The organism is Rhizobium sp. NZLR11 (assembly GCF_019685115.1).
Taxonomy (GTDB): Bacteria; Pseudomonadota; Alphaproteobacteria; order Rhizobiales; family Rhizobiaceae; genus Rhizobium.
In genome coordinates this window covers 431,174-445,923 of record NZ_JABDWD010000002.1, presented here as the reverse complement: position 1 = coordinate 445,923, position 14,750 = coordinate 431,174, and the positions used below count along the sequence as shown (strand labels likewise).

The 14,750-nt window shown below is 61.4% G+C and carries 17 protein-coding genes and 1 pseudogene; 15 read left to right on the top strand and 3 right to left on the bottom strand.

Going from position 1 to position 14,750, the window contains the following annotated elements:
* Positions 1-3: 3 nt before the first annotated feature.
* The 13 genes and pseudogenes from HJB83_RS05930 to HJB83_RS05870 all read left to right on the top strand — a co-directional run bounded on the left by HJB83_RS05930 (position 4) and on the right by HJB83_RS05870 (position 9,475).
* Positions 4-1,203, top strand: a complete 1,200-nt coding sequence (locus HJB83_RS05930) for a M20 aminoacylase family protein (protein ID WP_221115016.1) — start codon at positions 4-6, stop codon at positions 1,201-1,203.
* A gap of 8 nt (positions 1,204-1,211) precedes the next feature.
* Positions 1,212-1,763, top strand: coding sequence for a GNAT family N-acetyltransferase (locus tag HJB83_RS05925; RefSeq protein ID WP_207584826.1), 552 nt, complete (start codon positions 1,212-1,214; stop codon positions 1,761-1,763).
* Between the two features lie 37 nt (positions 1,764-1,800).
* Positions 1,801-3,579, top strand: a complete 1,779-nt coding sequence (locus tag HJB83_RS34570; RefSeq protein ID WP_221115014.1) for an amino acid ABC transporter permease/ATP-binding protein — start codon at positions 1,801-1,803, stop codon at positions 3,577-3,579.
* A gap of 93 nt (positions 3,580-3,672) precedes the next feature.
* Positions 3,673-4,617: an ABC transporter substrate-binding protein gene (locus HJB83_RS05915; RefSeq protein ID WP_221115013.1), complete on the top strand. Its 945-nt coding sequence runs from the start codon at positions 3,673-3,675 to the stop codon at positions 4,615-4,617.
* A 72-nt stretch (positions 4,618-4,689) separates the two neighbouring features.
* Positions 4,690-5,628 carry an ABC transporter substrate-binding protein gene (locus tag HJB83_RS05910; protein ID WP_221115012.1) on the top strand — a complete coding sequence of 313 codons (939 nt, stop codon included), beginning with the start codon at positions 4,690-4,692 and terminating at the stop codon, positions 5,626-5,628.
* A 29-nt stretch (positions 5,629-5,657) separates the two neighbouring features.
* Positions 5,658-6,691, top strand: a pseudogene (locus HJB83_RS05905) (LLM class flavin-dependent oxidoreductase).
* A gap of 60 nt (positions 6,692-6,751) precedes the next feature.
* Positions 6,752-7,348 carry a 2-hydroxychromene-2-carboxylate isomerase gene (locus tag HJB83_RS05900; protein WP_207584830.1) on the top strand — a complete coding sequence of 199 codons (597 nt, stop codon included), beginning with the start codon at positions 6,752-6,754 and terminating at the stop codon, positions 7,346-7,348.
* Positions 7,349-7,462: 114 nt separating this feature from the next.
* A complete protein-coding gene (msuE, locus tag HJB83_RS05895) occupies positions 7,463-8,023 on the top strand; it encodes an FMN reductase (protein WP_221115011.1) in 561 nt (186 codons plus the stop codon).
* Between the two features lie 11 nt (positions 8,024-8,034).
* Positions 8,035-8,232 carry a hypothetical protein gene (locus HJB83_RS05890; RefSeq protein WP_207584832.1) on the top strand — a complete coding sequence of 66 codons (198 nt, stop codon included), beginning with the start codon at positions 8,035-8,037 and terminating at the stop codon, positions 8,230-8,232.
* Positions 8,233-8,264: 32 nt separating this feature from the next.
* Positions 8,265-8,429, top strand: coding sequence for a hypothetical protein (locus HJB83_RS05885; protein WP_207584833.1), 165 nt, complete (start codon positions 8,265-8,267; stop codon positions 8,427-8,429).
* A gap of 13 nt (positions 8,430-8,442) precedes the next feature.
* Positions 8,443-8,592: a hypothetical protein gene (locus HJB83_RS05880; protein WP_207584834.1), complete on the top strand. Its 150-nt coding sequence runs from the start codon at positions 8,443-8,445 to the stop codon at positions 8,590-8,592.
* A complete protein-coding gene (locus tag HJB83_RS05875) occupies positions 8,592-9,155 on the top strand; it encodes an alpha/beta hydrolase (RefSeq protein WP_207584835.1) in 564 nt (187 codons plus the stop codon). Before HJB83_RS05880 ends, HJB83_RS05875 begins: the two co-directional genes overlap by 1 nt.
* Before the next feature lie 11 nt (positions 9,156-9,166).
* The gene (locus tag HJB83_RS05870) at positions 9,167-9,475 is read left to right on the top strand and encodes a hypothetical protein (RefSeq protein WP_221131405.1); all 309 of its coding nucleotides are present in this window, start codon (positions 9,167-9,169) and stop codon (positions 9,473-9,475) included.
* Positions 9,476-9,481: 6 nt separating this feature from the next.
* On the opposite strand, the gene HJB83_RS05865 is transcribed toward HJB83_RS05870, so the two are convergent.
* The 3 genes from HJB83_RS05865 to tauA are packed head-to-tail and all read right to left on the bottom strand — an operon-like array spanning position 9,482 to position 12,192.
* The gene (locus HJB83_RS05865) at positions 9,482-10,336 is read right to left on the bottom strand and encodes an ABC transporter permease subunit (RefSeq protein WP_221131404.1); all 855 of its coding nucleotides are present in this window, start codon (positions 10,334-10,336) and stop codon (positions 9,482-9,484) included.
* Positions 10,333-11,121, bottom strand: a complete 789-nt coding sequence (locus HJB83_RS05860; protein WP_221131403.1) for a taurine ABC transporter ATP-binding protein — start codon at positions 11,119-11,121, stop codon at positions 10,333-10,335. Before HJB83_RS05860 ends, HJB83_RS05865 begins: the two co-directional genes overlap by 4 nt.
* 57 nt (positions 11,122-11,178) lie before the next feature.
* Positions 11,179-12,192 carry a taurine ABC transporter substrate-binding protein gene (gene tauA, locus HJB83_RS05855; protein WP_207584839.1) on the bottom strand — a complete coding sequence of 338 codons (1,014 nt, stop codon included), beginning with the start codon at positions 12,190-12,192 and terminating at the stop codon, positions 11,179-11,181.
* 213 nt (positions 12,193-12,405) lie between these two features.
* Between tauA and HJB83_RS05850 the strand changes: the two genes are divergently transcribed.
* Together HJB83_RS05850 and HJB83_RS05845 are read left to right on the top strand one after the other, a co-directional pair.
* Complete coding sequence (locus HJB83_RS05850) at positions 12,406-13,776, top strand: FAD/NAD(P)-binding protein (protein WP_221131402.1); 1,371 nt, start codon at positions 12,406-12,408, stop codon at positions 13,774-13,776.
* A gap of 247 nt (positions 13,777-14,023) precedes the next feature.
* Positions 14,024-14,716 (top strand): GntR family transcriptional regulator, encoded by a 693-nt coding sequence (locus HJB83_RS05845; protein ID WP_207584841.1) that lies wholly within the window; start codon positions 14,024-14,026, stop codon positions 14,714-14,716.
* Positions 14,717-14,750: the final 34 nt, after the last annotated feature.

Sequence of the window (14,750 nt, the reverse complement as noted above, 5' to 3'; positions counted from 1 at the left end):
GTCATGGACATCATCGCTCGGAACCCGCGCAGCAACGATCCGGTCGAAAAGGGCATCGCCGCCTATCTCGACGAGATCATCGCGCTTCGCCACGATCTGCACCAGTATCCGGAGCTTGCGTTCCAGGAACTCAGGACCAGCAAGCTCGTGGCATCCCGCCTTTCCTCCTGGGGCTACGAGGTGGCGACGGGCATTGCCGGCACCGGCATCGTCGCCACCCTCAGGCGCGGCGACGGCAGGAAGCGGATCGGCATTCGCGCCGACATGGACGCGCTGCCGATCGAGGAGGCAACCGGTCTTGCCTATGCCAGCAGCAATCCCGGCGTCATGCATGCCTGCGGCCATGACGGGCATACCTCGATCCTGCTGGCGGCCGCCCGTTATCTCTCAGAGAGCGGTAATCTCAGCGGCACGCTCAGGCTGATCTTCCAGCCCGCCGAGGAAATCGGCGCCGGCGCACGCAAGATGATCTCGGAAGGCATGTTCGAACGGTTTCCTGTCGATGCGGTCTTCGGGCTGCATAACTGGCCGGGTGTGCCGACGGGGCAATTCGGCTTCGTCACCGGTCCTGCCATGGCTTCGGTCGATCAGGCGGTGATCAAGATTGTCGGCAAGGGCGGCCATGGCGCGGAACCGCACCGCGCCGTCGATCCGGTGCTGGCGTCCGCCTCCTTCATCACCGCCCTGCAAAGCGTGGTCTCGCGCAATGTCGATCCGCAGGACATGGCGGTTGCCACCGTCGGCTCGATCCATGCCGGCTCCGCCTCGAACGTCATCCCTGAGAGCGTGGAGATGAAGCTCACCATGCGGGCCTTCAGCGAGACGGTTCGCCAATTGCTGCAGGAGCGTATTCCAGCCCTTGCCCGCGCCCAGGCCGAAAGCTTCGGCGCCGAAGCGGACGTGAATTATCGCCTCGGCTTTCCGGCGTTGGTCAATCACGCCAAGGAAACGGCATTTGCCCGTGATGTCGCACAGGACGCACTCGGTCTGGCGGCGATCGAGAAGGATTTCCGGCCGAGAACCGCGAGTGAGGATTTCGCCTTCATGCTGAAGGCCAATCCCGGCAGCTACCTGTTCGTCGGCAATGGCGACAGCGCTCCCCTCCACAGCGCCCACTATGATTTCAACGACTCGGTCATTGCGCCTGCCGCCCGCTACTGGGTGCGGCTCGTTGAGGCCTTCCTCACTGATGACAACGGGTGATGAACGATATGAGCGATACGTTTCTCTATACGAGCCCTCTCGACCCCCGCGCCAAGCCGCTGATCGATGAGTTGATCCACGAATATGACAGCCGCTACGGCACCTATTTCAATGCCGAAGGTGCAGCGGCCGAGCTCAATCGCTATCCCTCCGAAGCCTTTGCGCCGCCGCACGGCAACTTCCTCCTGTTGATGCGGAATGGTCAAACCATCGGCGGCGGCGCCTTCAAGCAGTATGACGAGCGCACGGCCGAGTTCAAACGCATCTGGACGCGCTCCGATCTGCGCCGCCAGGGCCTTGCCCGCAAGGTGCTGGTGGAACTGGAGGCCCAGGCCGCCCGCCAGGGCTATGCCCGCATCTATCTTACGACCGGCTTTCGCCAGCCCGAGGCAGTCGGCCTCTATCTGACCTATGGCTACACCGCTCTCTTCGACACTGCTGTCGATCCCGAGATCTACAAGAGCCTGCCCTTCGAGAAGGACATCACCCATCTCGCTCAGCCGGCTCCCGAAAACGAAGCGGCCGAGCCACGCCTGCGCGTCGCCAGCGCAAATCACTGAAAGCGGCAAAGACCGACAATCATAAAAGGGAAGCACAATGGCACTGACGACGGATTTCGTGGGCATCGACCCCGGCAGCAGGACGGCAGAACCGAAGCAGGATCACTCCCGTTACCGCATCGTACCGGCGCGCCATCCCGGCCAGCTCGTGGGCACGATCTTCGCCGCCTTCGTCATCATCGCCGTGCTTTATTCCACCTTCACCAATCCACGCTGGGGTTGGGGCGTCTTTGCCGAATGGTTCTTTGCCGAACCGGTGCTCGTCGGCCTCGGCAGGACACTGCTTTTGACCGCGCTTGCCGCCATATCCGGTTCCATTCTCGGAACGGCTCTGGCGCTTGCCCGCGTTTCCAGGTCGCCGCTGCTTTCCGGTCTCTCATGGGGCTATATCTGGCTACTGCGCTCGATCCCCGTCATCGTGCTGCTGCTGATACTGAACAATCTTGGCTACCTCTACGAGACGATCAAGATCGGCATCCCTTTCACCGATACGGTCTTCATCGACTATCCGACGGTGCAACTGCTGACGCCCTTTGCCGCTGCCTTCCTCGGCCTCACGCTCAACCAGTCGGCCTTCTTCGCCGAGATCGTGCGCGGCGGCATTCTTTCGGTGGATCATGGGCAATTGGAGGCTGCAGCCGCACTCGGCCTGCCGCACCGCCGCCAGGCCTTCCGCATCGTACTGCCGCAGGCCATGCGCTCCATCCTGCCGACAGGCTTCAACGAGCTCATCGGATTGGCGAAGAGCACATCCATGGTCTACGTGCTGGCGCTGCCGGAACTCTTCTACACGGTCCAGGTGATCTACCGCCGCAATCTCGAAGTCATTCCGCTGCTGATGGTCGCGACCGTCTGGTATCTGATCATCATGACGGTGCTGTCGGTTGCCCAGCACTATATCGAACGCTATTTTTCCAAAGGCGCCGTGCGCAATCCGACGCCGCTTCCCTTTCAGGCATTTTTCGCGCGCTTCCGGCGTCCGCTGCCTGTCCTCGATACGGCGATCGACACCGTGCGCAAGATCGGCTTTCAGGATGCGGCGGCCCTGCGGGCCGCGGGCGGCGCGGTGCGCATCCACGGTATCTCGAAGAGCTTCGGTTCGCTGAAGGTGCTCGATGACATCGAGCTCAGCCTGCCTGCCGGCAGCGTGACCGCCATCCTTGGCCCGTCCGGCTCCGGCAAGTCGACGCTTTTGCGTGCCATCAATCATCTGGAGCGTGTCGATGAGGGCTTCATCTCCGTCGATGGCGATTTCGTCGGCTACAGCAGAAAGGGCGATACGCTCTACGAACTCAAGGAAAACGAAATTCTCAAACGCCGCGCCGATATCGGCATGGTCTTCCAGAACTTCAATCTCTTCCCACATCTGACCGTGCTCGAAAACCTCATCGAGGCACCGATCCAGGTTCGCGGCATCGGCCGCGAGGAAGCGGTGCAGCTGGCGCAGGAGCTGCTCGCGCGCATCGGGCTCAGCAACAAGATCGACGCCTATCCACGCCAGCTCTCCGGCGGCCAGCAGCAGCGTGTGGCGATCGCCCGCGCACTGGCGCTCCGCCCTAAGGTGCTGCTCTTCGACGAGCCGACCTCGGCGCTCGATCCCGAGCTCGTCGGCGAAGTGCTCGATGTCATCAAGGAGCTTGCCCGTACCGGCACGACGCTCGTCATCGTCACCCATGAGGTTGGCTTTGCCCGCGAAGTCGCCGACACCGTCGTCTTCATGGACAGTGGCCACATTCTGGAGGCCGGCCCGCCGGCGCGCATCTTCAACAAAGCGGAACATCCCCGCACGCGCGAATTCCTCGCCAAGGTTCTCTAGCGCCCGACAGCGCTGGCGAAATGCCGGGCCGCGACGGGCTGCACCGGCCGACTGACAACAACCACAACTTAAAAATGAAAATGGAGACGGGACATGGCATTTGCAGATAGAACAAGGCTTCTCATAGCAGGGGCCGTCACCATCGCCGCACTCGGTTTCGGTTCGGCTCAGGCGCAGCAGAAGTTCGATCTCAGCCCCGAGCAGCCGAACCGGCTGCGGGTCGAGAAGAACGAGAAGCGCGTTGACGAAGTCAAGGGCTTCAAGTTCGTCGAAAACGGCGCCTTTACCGTCGGCATCAGCTCGAGCGGCAATCTGCCGCTGCATGATTATGCCTCCGATTCCAAGACGGTCATCGGCTATGACGTCGATCTAGCGCAGGCCATCGCCGACAGCCTCGGCCTGAAGCTGGAACTGGTTTCCGTTGCCTGGGCCGACTGGCCGCTGGGACTGACGTCGGGCAAGTTCGACGCGGTGATCTCGAACGTGACCGTCACGGAAGAGCGCAAGCAGAAATTCGACTTTTCGACCTACCGCAAGGACGAGCTTGGCTTCTACGTCAAGGCCGACAGCCCGATTACGGCGCTCAAGCAGCCGAAGGATATTGCCGGCCTGAAGGTCATCACCGATGCCGGAACCAACCAGGAGAAGATCCTGCTGGAATGGGACCGCGAGAACGTCGCGGCCAGCCTAAAGCCGATCGAGGTGCAATATTATGACGACGACGCGGTCAAGGATCTCGCCGTCCAGTCCGGCAGAGCCGACGCGGTCTTCAGCGTCAACGCGACGCAGGCCTACTCGGCGCGCATCAATGGCAAGACCAAGCTCGTCGGCACCGTCAGCGGCGGTTGGCCGATCACTGCCGAGATTGCGGTCACGACGCGCAAAGGCAGCGGTCTGGCGGCTCCCTTGACCGATGTTGTCAACGACCTGATCGCCAGCGGAGCCTACAAGAAGATCCTCGATACCTGGAATCTTGGCCCCGAGGCGATCGACCAAGCAAAGACCAATCCTCCCGGCCTGCCGAAGAGCGGCTCCTGACATTGCCCGACGGGCTGGCGTTCAAACGCCGGTCCGCCGCTGCTTCTCAATGCAAACGGAGAGATATCGAACGTGACGATTTTTTCGACAATCCGCGCCTTGCTGCTTGCGGCGCTGACGTCTGCCTTGGCCGGCTTCGGGGCGGCCCATTCAGCCGACGATTTCGACCTCAGCCCGCAACAGCCGGGCAGGCTGCATGCCGCCAGGAACGAGGCGGCGATCACCGCGATCCCGAAGCACTTCAAGTTCGTCACGCCAGGCAAGTTCACCATCGCCGTCAGCCCCGGCGGTGCTCCGCTTGGCACCTATGCCACCGACGCCAAAACCGTAGTTGGGGCAGATCCCGACTATGCCTATGCCATCGCCGACAGCCTTGGCCTGACGCTGGAAATCGTGCCCGTCGCCTGGATCGACTGGCCGCTCGGCCTCACCTCGGGCAAGTATGATGCCGTCATCTCCAATGTCGGGGTCACCGAGCAGCGCAAGGAGAAGTTCGATTTCTCCACCTACCGCCAGGGACTGCACGGTTTTTTCGTGAAATCCGACAACCCGGTCATCTCAATCAAGGAACCCAGGGATGCGGCGGGCCTCAGGATCATCGTCGGTGCCGGCACCAACCAGGAGCGCATTCTACTGAAATGGAGCGACGAGGATGTCACCGCGGGGCTGAAGCCGATCGAACTGCAATATTACGACGACGAGGCGGCAAGCCTTCTCGCACTGCGTTCCGGCCGGGCCGATGTCATCGTCCAGCCGCACGCCGAGCTCGTCTTCATCGCCGCGCGCGACAAGAACATCAAGCGCGTCGGCACGCTGAGCGCCGGATGGCCTGATCGTTCCGACGTCGCGATCACCACCCGCAAGGGAAGCGGGCTCGCCGATGCGCTGACCGTTGCCACCAATGGCCTGATCAACAACGGCACCTACGCCAAAATCCTCGACCACTGGCATCTCTCCGAGGAAGCCCTGCCGGCATCCGAGACCAACCCGCCCGGCCTTCCAAAATATTGATATCGGATAGCACCTGTGGAAGGGACGACATGAGCCCCGGCAATATATCCATCAGCCATATAGGCTTCCTCACTCCCGGCAACTATATCACCGACGATCCGTTGTCGGGATTGGAGCAGACGCTCCAGCAACTGCAATATGGCGAGGAGTTGGGCTTCGACAGTGCCTGGGTCCGCCAGCGGCATCTTGAGCCGGGCATCTCTTCCGCCAGCGCCTTCCTGGCGGCGGCGACCCAGCGAACCAGCCGGATCGAACTCGGAACCGCGGTCATTCCGATCGGCTATGAAAGCCCCTACCGGCTGGCCGAAGATCTCGCCACCGTCGATATTCTGTCGCGCGGCCGGCTGAATATCGGCGTCAGCGCCGGCCGGCCGCTGCATGCCGACCTGATTGCCCCGCTCGTGTTCGACGGTGACTGGACGGGCTACGATTTCTCGCATGATCGCGTGCTGCGCTTTGCCGACAATCTGCGCGGCACTTATCTCGGCGACGAGCAGACTTTCATCAAAACGCCTTTCGGGCAGCAGCGGCCGCGCCTGCAGCCCTATGCCAAGGGCCTGATTGACCGGATCTGGTATGGCGGCGGGTCGCAACGCTCGGCCGAGTGGGCCGGCCGCAACGGCTTCAACCTGTTGACCGGCAACGTGATAACGGGTGAGGGGACGGATGATTTCTTCGTCGCTCAATCCAGATTGATCAAAACCCATCGCGCCGCCGGAACCGCGCGGCGCGTCGCGCTCGCCGCGTCATCGTGCCTTTCGACAATGCCGACGCGGTCACGCGCCGCCGCTACCGGGATTATGCCGAGGGCCGCCATGAACGGACGCTTTCGCCCCAGGGCGAACGGCGGACCTTGTTCGCCCGCGATGTCATCGGCACGTCGGACGAGATATTGGAGCAGCTTTTCGCCGATCCGATCCTGCCTGACGTCGGCGAGTTGCGGCTGGAGCTTCCTTACGAGTTCGAGCACGAGGAATATCGCCAGATCCTCCACGACTTCGTGACAACAATCGCATCGGAACTCGGATGGAAAGCGCAGCCGGAAATTCAGGCCGCTTCCTGAAGGCCATCGAGCCGATGCCCTATTCGACGCCAGAACGATCATCTACGAGGAACGCCATCAGTGGCCAGAACGATAGAATACTTCTTTTCGATTGGGTCCCCCTGGTCCTACATCGGCTTCGACGCCTTCACCGAACTTGCCGCAGAGAACGACGTCGTCATCACGCCCTATCTGACGACGGTGGTCGAGGAAAATGGTGGCATCTTCTCACGCAACCGTCCGGAGATCCGGCGCGCCTACTGGACGCGGGACCTCAAACGCTGGGCGCGCGTGCGCGGCAAGGATTTGCGGCTCGAACATCGCCCGGAGCTCAGCGATCCGACGCCGGCCTCCCTCTTCGTGATTGCCGCCTATCTCGACGGGCAAGATTGGATCGGCGTTACCAGGGCCTTGCAGCATGCCTTCTGGAGCGAGGCGAGAGATATCGGCAAGCCCGATGTGCGCGAGGCGATCGTTGCCGCAGCGGGTTTCGATGGCGCAGCGCTTCTCCGGCGGCAAGCCGACGACGATGTCCAGAATAAATGGTCGGCAGACCGCGTGCATGCGCGCGACAGCGGCGTCTTCGGCTTTCCCACCTATGTCTATCATCGCGAGATTTACTGGGGGCAGGACAATTTGCCTTTCCTCGAACGTCATCTTCGCGGCGACAGGCCTTAGGTTGGATCATCAAGACGAATGTTTTTTCAACCGAGCGCCGAACGAGAGACGCCCATTCCTTTAATCCAGTAATTTTATAGACAATATTTGAAGCAACCATAGAGAGGAAAAACCATGTCAGGTTTCAAACTCGTCGGCATCGCCGGCAGCTTCAACCGTCCGTCGAAGACACTGGCACTTGTTCGGCATGTCGCCGACCGCGCGAGCCTCCGATACGGCTTTGCGAGCAAGACCTATGATCTGCACGATCTTGGTCCGTCGCTCGGCCGCGCCTTGTGGCGCAAGGACCTCGACGAGCAAGCCAGGCGTGTCGTCGACGAGATCGTCAAGGCCGATGCTTTGATTATCGGCTCGCCGACCTACAAGGGTTCCTATCCCGGTCTGTTCAAACACCTGATCGATCTGATCGACCCGCAGGAACTTCGGGGCAAGCCGATCATCATCACGGCGACGGGTGGCGGCGACCGACATGCATTGATGGTCGAGCATCAACTTCGGCCGCTGTTCGGTTTTTTCATGTCCCATACGCTGCCGACGGCTGTTTATGCGTCCGATCGCGATTTCGCGGATTACGCGGTCTCATCAGAAGCGCTTTCGAGCCGCATCAGCGAAGTCATCGGCGAATTGGCAGCCTTCTTTCCTGAAGCAAGACCGGTAATAGCGGCCGCCCAATAGGGATCGTTCCCATGGTTCGATCTCGGGAGGCCACGATGAACGATACGGAAAGACCGGGGGCAAGCGAGCAAATCTGGAGCGTATTCGAATTTGCTCGGCGATATCGCCTCGCCAAACGTGAAGAGAATCGCCTGCTGATGCTCTACGGACCAACAGCATCGCTTCGCGATCTGCTCGCCAATGCGCGACGTCATTCGCTGATTTCCTAACCGCGGAAGATGGTTCCAGACAGGAGGTTCGCATGAAACTTGATTTCCATTTCTGGCTGAGGCGCACGATCGGCCGCCTCCCCGAGCCTAAGGCGCGGGAGCCCGTAAACGCATTCTCCCGGGACGAAGAGCGGGACCGGTCGGCGCACGAATACGAGCTTCACTATTGGGGCGCGATGCCCGGACTTTGGTATTGAGGAGGGTGGTGTAATGGCAATCGTCATTGAGACCGGCTTCCGTCGGCCCGATAAGGGAAGAGCAACGGGCAGCGTCATCTCGCAGTTCAGGCATGCGGCAGGGATCCGCACGGTCGTCAGTTCCTTCACCTTCCTGTTCGCCCTGGTGATCGGGTTGATCTGATGAGCGACGTTCTTATTCTTCCAGGACTTTTCGGCTCGGGAGAGGGGCATTGGCAACAGCACTGGCTACAGGATCAGCCGGGCAGTTGTTGCGTCGTCCAGGATGACTGGGATCATCCGGACCTCGACAACTGGCTGCCGCGGCTGGAAGGCGCGCTTGAAGAGGCCGGTGAGGCATATCTGGTTGCCCATAGTCTTGGATGCCTGCTCGCCGCAAGGCTGGCCGGGCGAAGCGCTGCCCGGCGCGTGAAAGGGGCATTGCTCGTTGCGCCATGCGATCTGCCGGTCACGGAAATTCTGCATCCGGGGCATATCGCCTTCGACGGCATGCCGACGGCGCCGCTGCCGTTTCCGAGCATCGTCGTCGGCAGCATGAACGACGCCTACATGACGGTCGATCGGCTGACCCTTTTCGGCCGGCTGTGGAAGGCCGAAACCAGGAATATCGGCCTTGCCGGGCACATCAATATCGCCAGTGGTTTTGGCCGCTGGCGTAACGGCTATCGGCTGCTGGATGCCTTGACGGCGCGCATCGTTTCCGCGCGGCCGGCTTTTGCGATGTGAATGGAGGCGGAATGTCGGACATTGTCGATGATCTCCTGCGCCTCAGCGAAGATCCGAATAGCGACCCTAAAAGTAGGCGCCGGCAAACCATGGAGCGTTTGGTGCAGACGCTGCTCACCATGGCCGATGCCGAAATTAGGCCGGAAGAGGCGCAACATCGCCATTCGATCATCCATTTAACGACGATTATCGGCGACATGACGGGCACGATCGCGGAGGCCGACGATCCGACATTTGCGGCGATCGTCAGGGAGGCGGCGGTGCTGATCCGCAGCCTGCAGCGGCGTCAGGCCGATGCGGCCAGATTTACGGTGCATTGATCCTCCTCAGAGCTTGCCTTTCCAGGGCAGGAGGAATGCCTCCAGAAAGCGGAGGGCGGCCGAGAAGGTGAAGGCGCAGATCGCGATGATGCCGATGCCGACGAAGACGACGTCGGTCGCCAGGAACTGCGACGCCGACATGATCATGAAACCGATCCCGCGCGTAGACGCGATCAGTTCGGCGGCGACCAGCGTGCCCCAGCCGACGCCAAGCGCAATGCGGATGCCCGTAAGGATCTCGGGCAGGGCGGAGGGAAAGACGATATCGATGAAAAGCTGCAGCCGGCTCGCGCCCAGCGAACGGGCGGCATTGACCCGCTCGATCGGCAGTGACCCAACGCCCGCCTGGGCCGAGAGGCAGATCGGTGCGAACATCGCAAGCACGAGCAGCGTGATCTTCGACGTTTCGCCAATGCCGAGCCAGATGATCATCAGCGGCAGGTAGGAGAGGGGCGGAAGCGGCCAGTAGAACTCGATCGGCGCGTCGAGCACACCTTTCGCCCAGCGGTTCAGGCCCATGAGCAATCCGAGCGGAATGCCGACGGAGATGGCGACGAGGGCTGCGACCACGATGCGGAACAGGCTTGCAAAGACATGTTCGGACAGCGACGCGCCGGCATAACCGTCGCGATAGATGACGCCGATCTGCGTCAGCACCTCATCCGGACGCGGCAGGAACAGGTGTGGTACGACACCGAGCGTGGACACAAGCCACCACAGCAGCAGTATCGCCAGGGCGGCGGCAATGCTGACGGCCACAGTCGATTTCTCACCGGCGCCGAAGCTTGCCATTTTCACCAGCTTGACCTGGCGGTCTTCTACATCAGCCGCAATCGGCGGAGCCTGGACGATATCGCTCATGCGGCGCTCCTGAGGTCTTCGGTGCTGTGCAGAATGGCGCGGATTTCCTCGCGCAGCTCGGCAAATTGCGGCGACGCCTTGATCGATCTTGCATCGCCGGTTTCGGCGAAGCGGCGGATGAAATCGAGATCGAAGCGCGCCACGACGCGCCCTGGCCGAGGCGACATGACCAGGACCTGCGTGCCCAGGAACAAGGCCTCTTCGATCGAGTGGGTGATGAAGAAAACCTTCTTTGCCGTTTTATCCCAAATGGAAACCAGCAGTTCCTGCATCTGCTCGCGTGTCAGGCTGTCAAGCGCGCCGAACGGTTCGTCCATCAGCAGGATGTCGGGATTTGTCGCGAGAGCTCGGGCGATGCCGACCCGCTGGCGCATGCCGCCCGACAGCTCGTAGGGAAAGGCGCCGGCGAATTCGTCGAGGCCGACGAGCCGGAGCAGCTCGAGGGCGCGCGTTCGGCGCTCCTTCCGATTTATGCCGGCGAATTTTAGGCCGAGGGCGACGTTGTCGGCCACCGATTTCCAGGGCAGCAGCGCATCTTTCTGAAAGACGACGCCGCGATCGGCACCTGGCCATTCGACCGCGCGGCCGTCGAGCGTGATCCGGCCATCGGAAAGCGGAAGGAAGCCGGCAATCGCGTTGAGAAGAGTTGATTTGCCGCATCCCGAGGCGCCGAGCGCGACGACGAAACCACGTTCGGGAATATCGAAGGAAACGCGGTCGAGCGCGTGAACGGTCCGCCCATCGCGGGCTGCGAAGAAAACGCTGGCGTGATCGACTTTAAGCATGGTGCCACTCGCAGTTTCGACGCCGGCGCGCGACTTTCGCGCCGGCGTCATGGAGGATCAGTTGCTGACGCCGGCAAGCGCGTCTGCGGTGACGAACGTGCCGTAATTTTCCAGCACGTCGGAGACTTTGCCCTGTTCCTTCAGGAACGATGCCGTGTCCTTGAGGATCTTTCCGGCACCCGCTTTCTCCCCGCCGCCGAGCCAGGCGTCTGATGCCTGGGCCTCGGGTGTCAGCAGCGTCAGGTTCTTCAGAGCCGAGGCCTGCTGCTCCGGCGTTCCGCCGAGAAGTTTGGAGAGCGACTTGGCATTATCGCTGTCGGGACCCCAGGCGGCTTTGTCCGAGGCGAAGGACGCGTAGTATTTGTTGATGACCGAGGCGAAGCCCTTCAGGAATTCCGGGTTGTCGGCAGCAAACGCCGAGGTCGCAACCCAGGCCGAGAACGTCGGCGCACCCTTGTCCGCCACGTCTTTGGAGGTCACGAGAACCTTTCCGGTCTTCTTGAGTTCGGTCAGAGCCGGATCCCAAACGAAACCGCCGTCGATATCGCCGCGATTATAGCTCGCGACGATTTCGGGCTGAGGGATCGCGAAGACCTGAACGTCTTTCTCGGTTAGACCAAGCGATTTGACGAGCGCCAGCAGCTGATAGTGGTCCGTGGAAACAGGTGCGGCGGCAAGCTTCTTGCCCTTCAGATCGTTCAGGCTTTCGATGCCGGACCCGTTGCGGACGACGAGCGCCTCGTCGATGCCGGAGATGGACGCCAGGTAGAAGGCCTTGACCTCGAGCCCGCGCGATACCGCAGCCGCAAACGGACTGGAGCCGACATAGCCGACCTGGACGTCGCCTGAGGCAATAGCCGCAAAGATTTCGGCGCCCGAATTGAACCTGCGGAAATCGATGTCGTATCCGGTATCCCTAGCGAATTCGCCGTTTGCGATCGCCACCGAAGACGGCAAGGCATCGGTTTGATAGCCGACGACGACCTTTTTGTCCGCCGCCTCAGTGACGGCCGCCGTTGCCAGAGTGCCGACGCCGACGGCGATTGCGGCAACCAAATTTCTGAAATTCATCTTGAGCCCCGTTGTTTGAGAGCCGATCGGCCCCTTGATTTCACCCTCAAAAGCCTAAGGTTGAGAATGGGCTGGCGGGAGAAATAACAAACTATATTTATAGACTATACAGATAATTGTTTTCGCGATTCGGCCGCTTGTGCAATCTGCTGGACCGGCGAGTGGCGGCAGGGCCCGAATGACGAAAGATTACCAGGCTTCAGGGAGAATGCGTTGATATACGATGTGATCGTCGTCGGTTCCGGTTTTTCAGCGATAGCTGTGACCTGCAATCTCATCGAGCAGCTTCCCGCTTCGGCGAAGGTTGCCGTCGTGGGTGACGATCCCGGTTTCGGGCGCGGAACGGCATACCGGACGGAACTCTATCTCCATCGCCTCAACGTTCCCGCAGGCCGCATGAGCCTGCTGCCCCATCATCCCGACGATTTTGTCGACTGGCTGAAAAACCGTGGACGCCTGACGCAGGCAGGCGATTTCGCCTCGCGCGGCGATTACGGTCTTTATGTCAGGGACACGCTTGCGCGGCTGCTTCGAAAGCGGGACGGCCGTTGCCGGGTCGATTTCATCAAGGCCAAAGCGGCGGGATGCGTGGAACGCTACAAGACTACGCTCGCCTTCCAACTCGGCAACGGCGACGAGATTGCCGGGAAGAATGTCGTGCTGTGCCTTGGCGTCGGAAATGCGAACCTTCCGGTCGATCCGGCCGGCGTCCCATCATCTCTGCGATCGCGGATCATCGAGAACCCGTGGCGGCTCTCGTGGCTGAGGCGCGTCGCACCGTCTGATGCAGTCTGCATCCTCGGCTCCGGCCTGACGATGATCGATCAGGTTCTCGCCCTTCGCGCCCATGGCCATAGAGGCAGGATCGACGTGCTTTCGCGGCGCGGGTTGGCACCGCTCGGACATGCGAGGACGCCGCCGGCGCCTGTGCCGATCGACGTTGAGACGCTTCCCGGTACGATCAGCGGCCTATTGAAGACTTTGCGGGCGAGGAGCAGAGAGGTCGCCGACTGGCGCGCCGTGATGGACGGCCTGAGGCCGGTCACACAGGCTCTCTGGCAGCGGCTTTCGAGCGAGGAGCGGGTGCGTTTCTTGCGGCATGCGCTTCCCTGGTGGAACATCCACCGTCACCGGGTCGCGCCGGAGGTGTTCGCCGGGTTCGAGAAACTGATCTCGGAAGGAACCGTTCGCTTCCATGCAGGTTTCCTGAAATCGCTCGGCCCTTGGGAAGACGGGCTCGTCGCCGGCTACAGGGTCAGAGCCCAACGTGAGATCTCTGAGATCAGGGCGGACTGGCTGGTCAACTGCACGGGAATGGAGCGTGCCGGGATCAGCCATTCGCCGCTTTTGAAGGAGATGAACCGGCTTCAGCTGATCGTTCCTGATCCTCTTGGCCTCGGCATCCGGGTGGATGCGGCTTCCGAGGTGATGGCTCCGTCCCGGATCTCGCCTCCTCGGCTGTTTGCTGTCGGCGCCTTGACGGCAGGGCAATTCTGGGAGATCACCGCCGTTCCCGACATTCGGGTCCAGGCAAAAGCCGTGGTCGAAGGGATCGTCAGGGCGAGGCCCAATTCCGACGCTTAGAACATGTCGCGCAAAAGTGTGCAGCGGTTTTGCGATGACGACCTGCGCAAAACCAAAGACCTAAAGCGTGGCAAGCGAATCTGAAAGATCGCGACGCGCTTTAGGCTGACAATATCCTCGGCACGGTGCTGTTGAATTGCTGGCCGCCGACGGCTACAGTATTTGGTAGGCCATAATACGATTCCTGAATTCGGCTGCCGCAGCGGAACTTGAGCATGCGAAAGTCAATCCAACACTGAGGTACAGCATGAGCGGTGCTCTTAAGGACGCAATCAGAGTCGAGCGTCCTGCAAAGACATTGCGGGAATTGGCGCTCGACAAGGTCCGCGAAGCCATCGTCAACGGATACTTTCGTCCCGGAGACCGCCTTGTCGAGCGCGACCTCTGCGCCCAGCTCGGCGTCAGCCGGACGGTCGTGCGCGAGGTGCTGAGACATCTGGAATCGGAAGGGCTCGTCGCCAATCTGCCGAACAAGGGACCGATCGTCGCCCTGCTGGATATCGAGGAAGCCAAACAGATCTATGAGATCCGTGGTGCGCTCGAAGGCATGGCGGCGCGGCTGTGTGCGGAGCGTGGCAGCCCGGAAATCGTCGCCGCGCTCGAAGAATCGCTGACCGCAATCCGCAACAGTTATCGCGACGGCGATATGACGGCTGTGCTAGCCAATACCTCTTCCTTCTATCAAACGCTGTTCACCAGGGTTGACAGGCATGTCGCCTGGGGCGTCGTCAACCTCCTCACCGTGCGCATAAACCACCTGCGCTCGATGACCATCAAGACGGAAAGGCGCGACATTGAAGGGCCGCTGCAGATGTCTAAGATCATCGACGCCATCCGCCGCGGCGACGGCGAGGGCGCCCAGCGGGCGGCGATGGATCATGTCGCGGCCGCCAGCGTAATTGCCGAAGCGGTGCTGTCCGCCCAGAAGACTGCCGAATAGGGCGTAGCGCCGCGCGGTTTTCAAGACGGTCGCC

What these genes read in the sequence shown, in the direction of transcription:
- HJB83_RS05930 (WP_221115016.1), top strand. Translation starts at nt 4, where the DNA reads ATGGACATCATCGCTCGGAACCCGCGCAGCAACGATCCGGTCGAAAAG.
- HJB83_RS05925 (WP_207584826.1), top strand. Translation starts at nt 1,212, where the DNA reads ATGAGCGATACGTTTCTCTATACGAGCCCTCTCGACCCCCGCGCCAAG.
- HJB83_RS34570 (WP_221115014.1), top strand. Translation starts at nt 1,801, where the DNA reads ATGGCACTGACGACGGATTTCGTGGGCATCGACCCCGGCAGCAGGACG.
- HJB83_RS05915 (WP_221115013.1), top strand. Translation starts at nt 3,673, where the DNA reads ATGGCATTTGCAGATAGAACAAGGCTTCTCATAGCAGGGGCCGTCACC.
- msuE (WP_221115011.1), top strand. Translation starts at nt 7,463, where the DNA reads ATGTCAGGTTTCAAACTCGTCGGCATCGCCGGCAGCTTCAACCGTCCG.
- HJB83_RS05890 (WP_207584832.1), top strand. Translation starts at nt 8,035, where the DNA reads ATGGTTCGATCTCGGGAGGCCACGATGAACGATACGGAAAGACCGGGG.
- HJB83_RS05885 (WP_207584833.1), top strand. Translation starts at nt 8,265, where the DNA reads ATGAAACTTGATTTCCATTTCTGGCTGAGGCGCACGATCGGCCGCCTC.
- HJB83_RS05880 (WP_207584834.1), top strand. Translation starts at nt 8,443, where the DNA reads ATGGCAATCGTCATTGAGACCGGCTTCCGTCGGCCCGATAAGGGAAGA.
- HJB83_RS05875 (WP_207584835.1), top strand. Translation starts at nt 8,592, where the DNA reads ATGAGCGACGTTCTTATTCTTCCAGGACTTTTCGGCTCGGGAGAGGGG.
- HJB83_RS05870 (WP_221131405.1), top strand. Translation starts at nt 9,167, where the DNA reads ATGTCGGACATTGTCGATGATCTCCTGCGCCTCAGCGAAGATCCGAAT.
- HJB83_RS05865 (WP_221131404.1), bottom strand. Translation starts at nt 10,336, where the DNA reads ATGAGCGATATCGTCCAGGCTCCGCCGATTGCGGCTGATGTAGAAGAC.
- HJB83_RS05860 (WP_221131403.1), bottom strand. Translation starts at nt 11,121, where the DNA reads ATGCTTAAAGTCGATCACGCCAGCGTTTTCTTCGCAGCCCGCGATGGG.
- tauA (WP_207584839.1), bottom strand. Translation starts at nt 12,192, where the DNA reads ATGAATTTCAGAAATTTGGTTGCCGCAATCGCCGTCGGCGTCGGCACT.
- HJB83_RS05845 (WP_207584841.1), top strand. Translation starts at nt 14,024, where the DNA reads ATGAGCGGTGCTCTTAAGGACGCAATCAGAGTCGAGCGTCCTGCAAAG.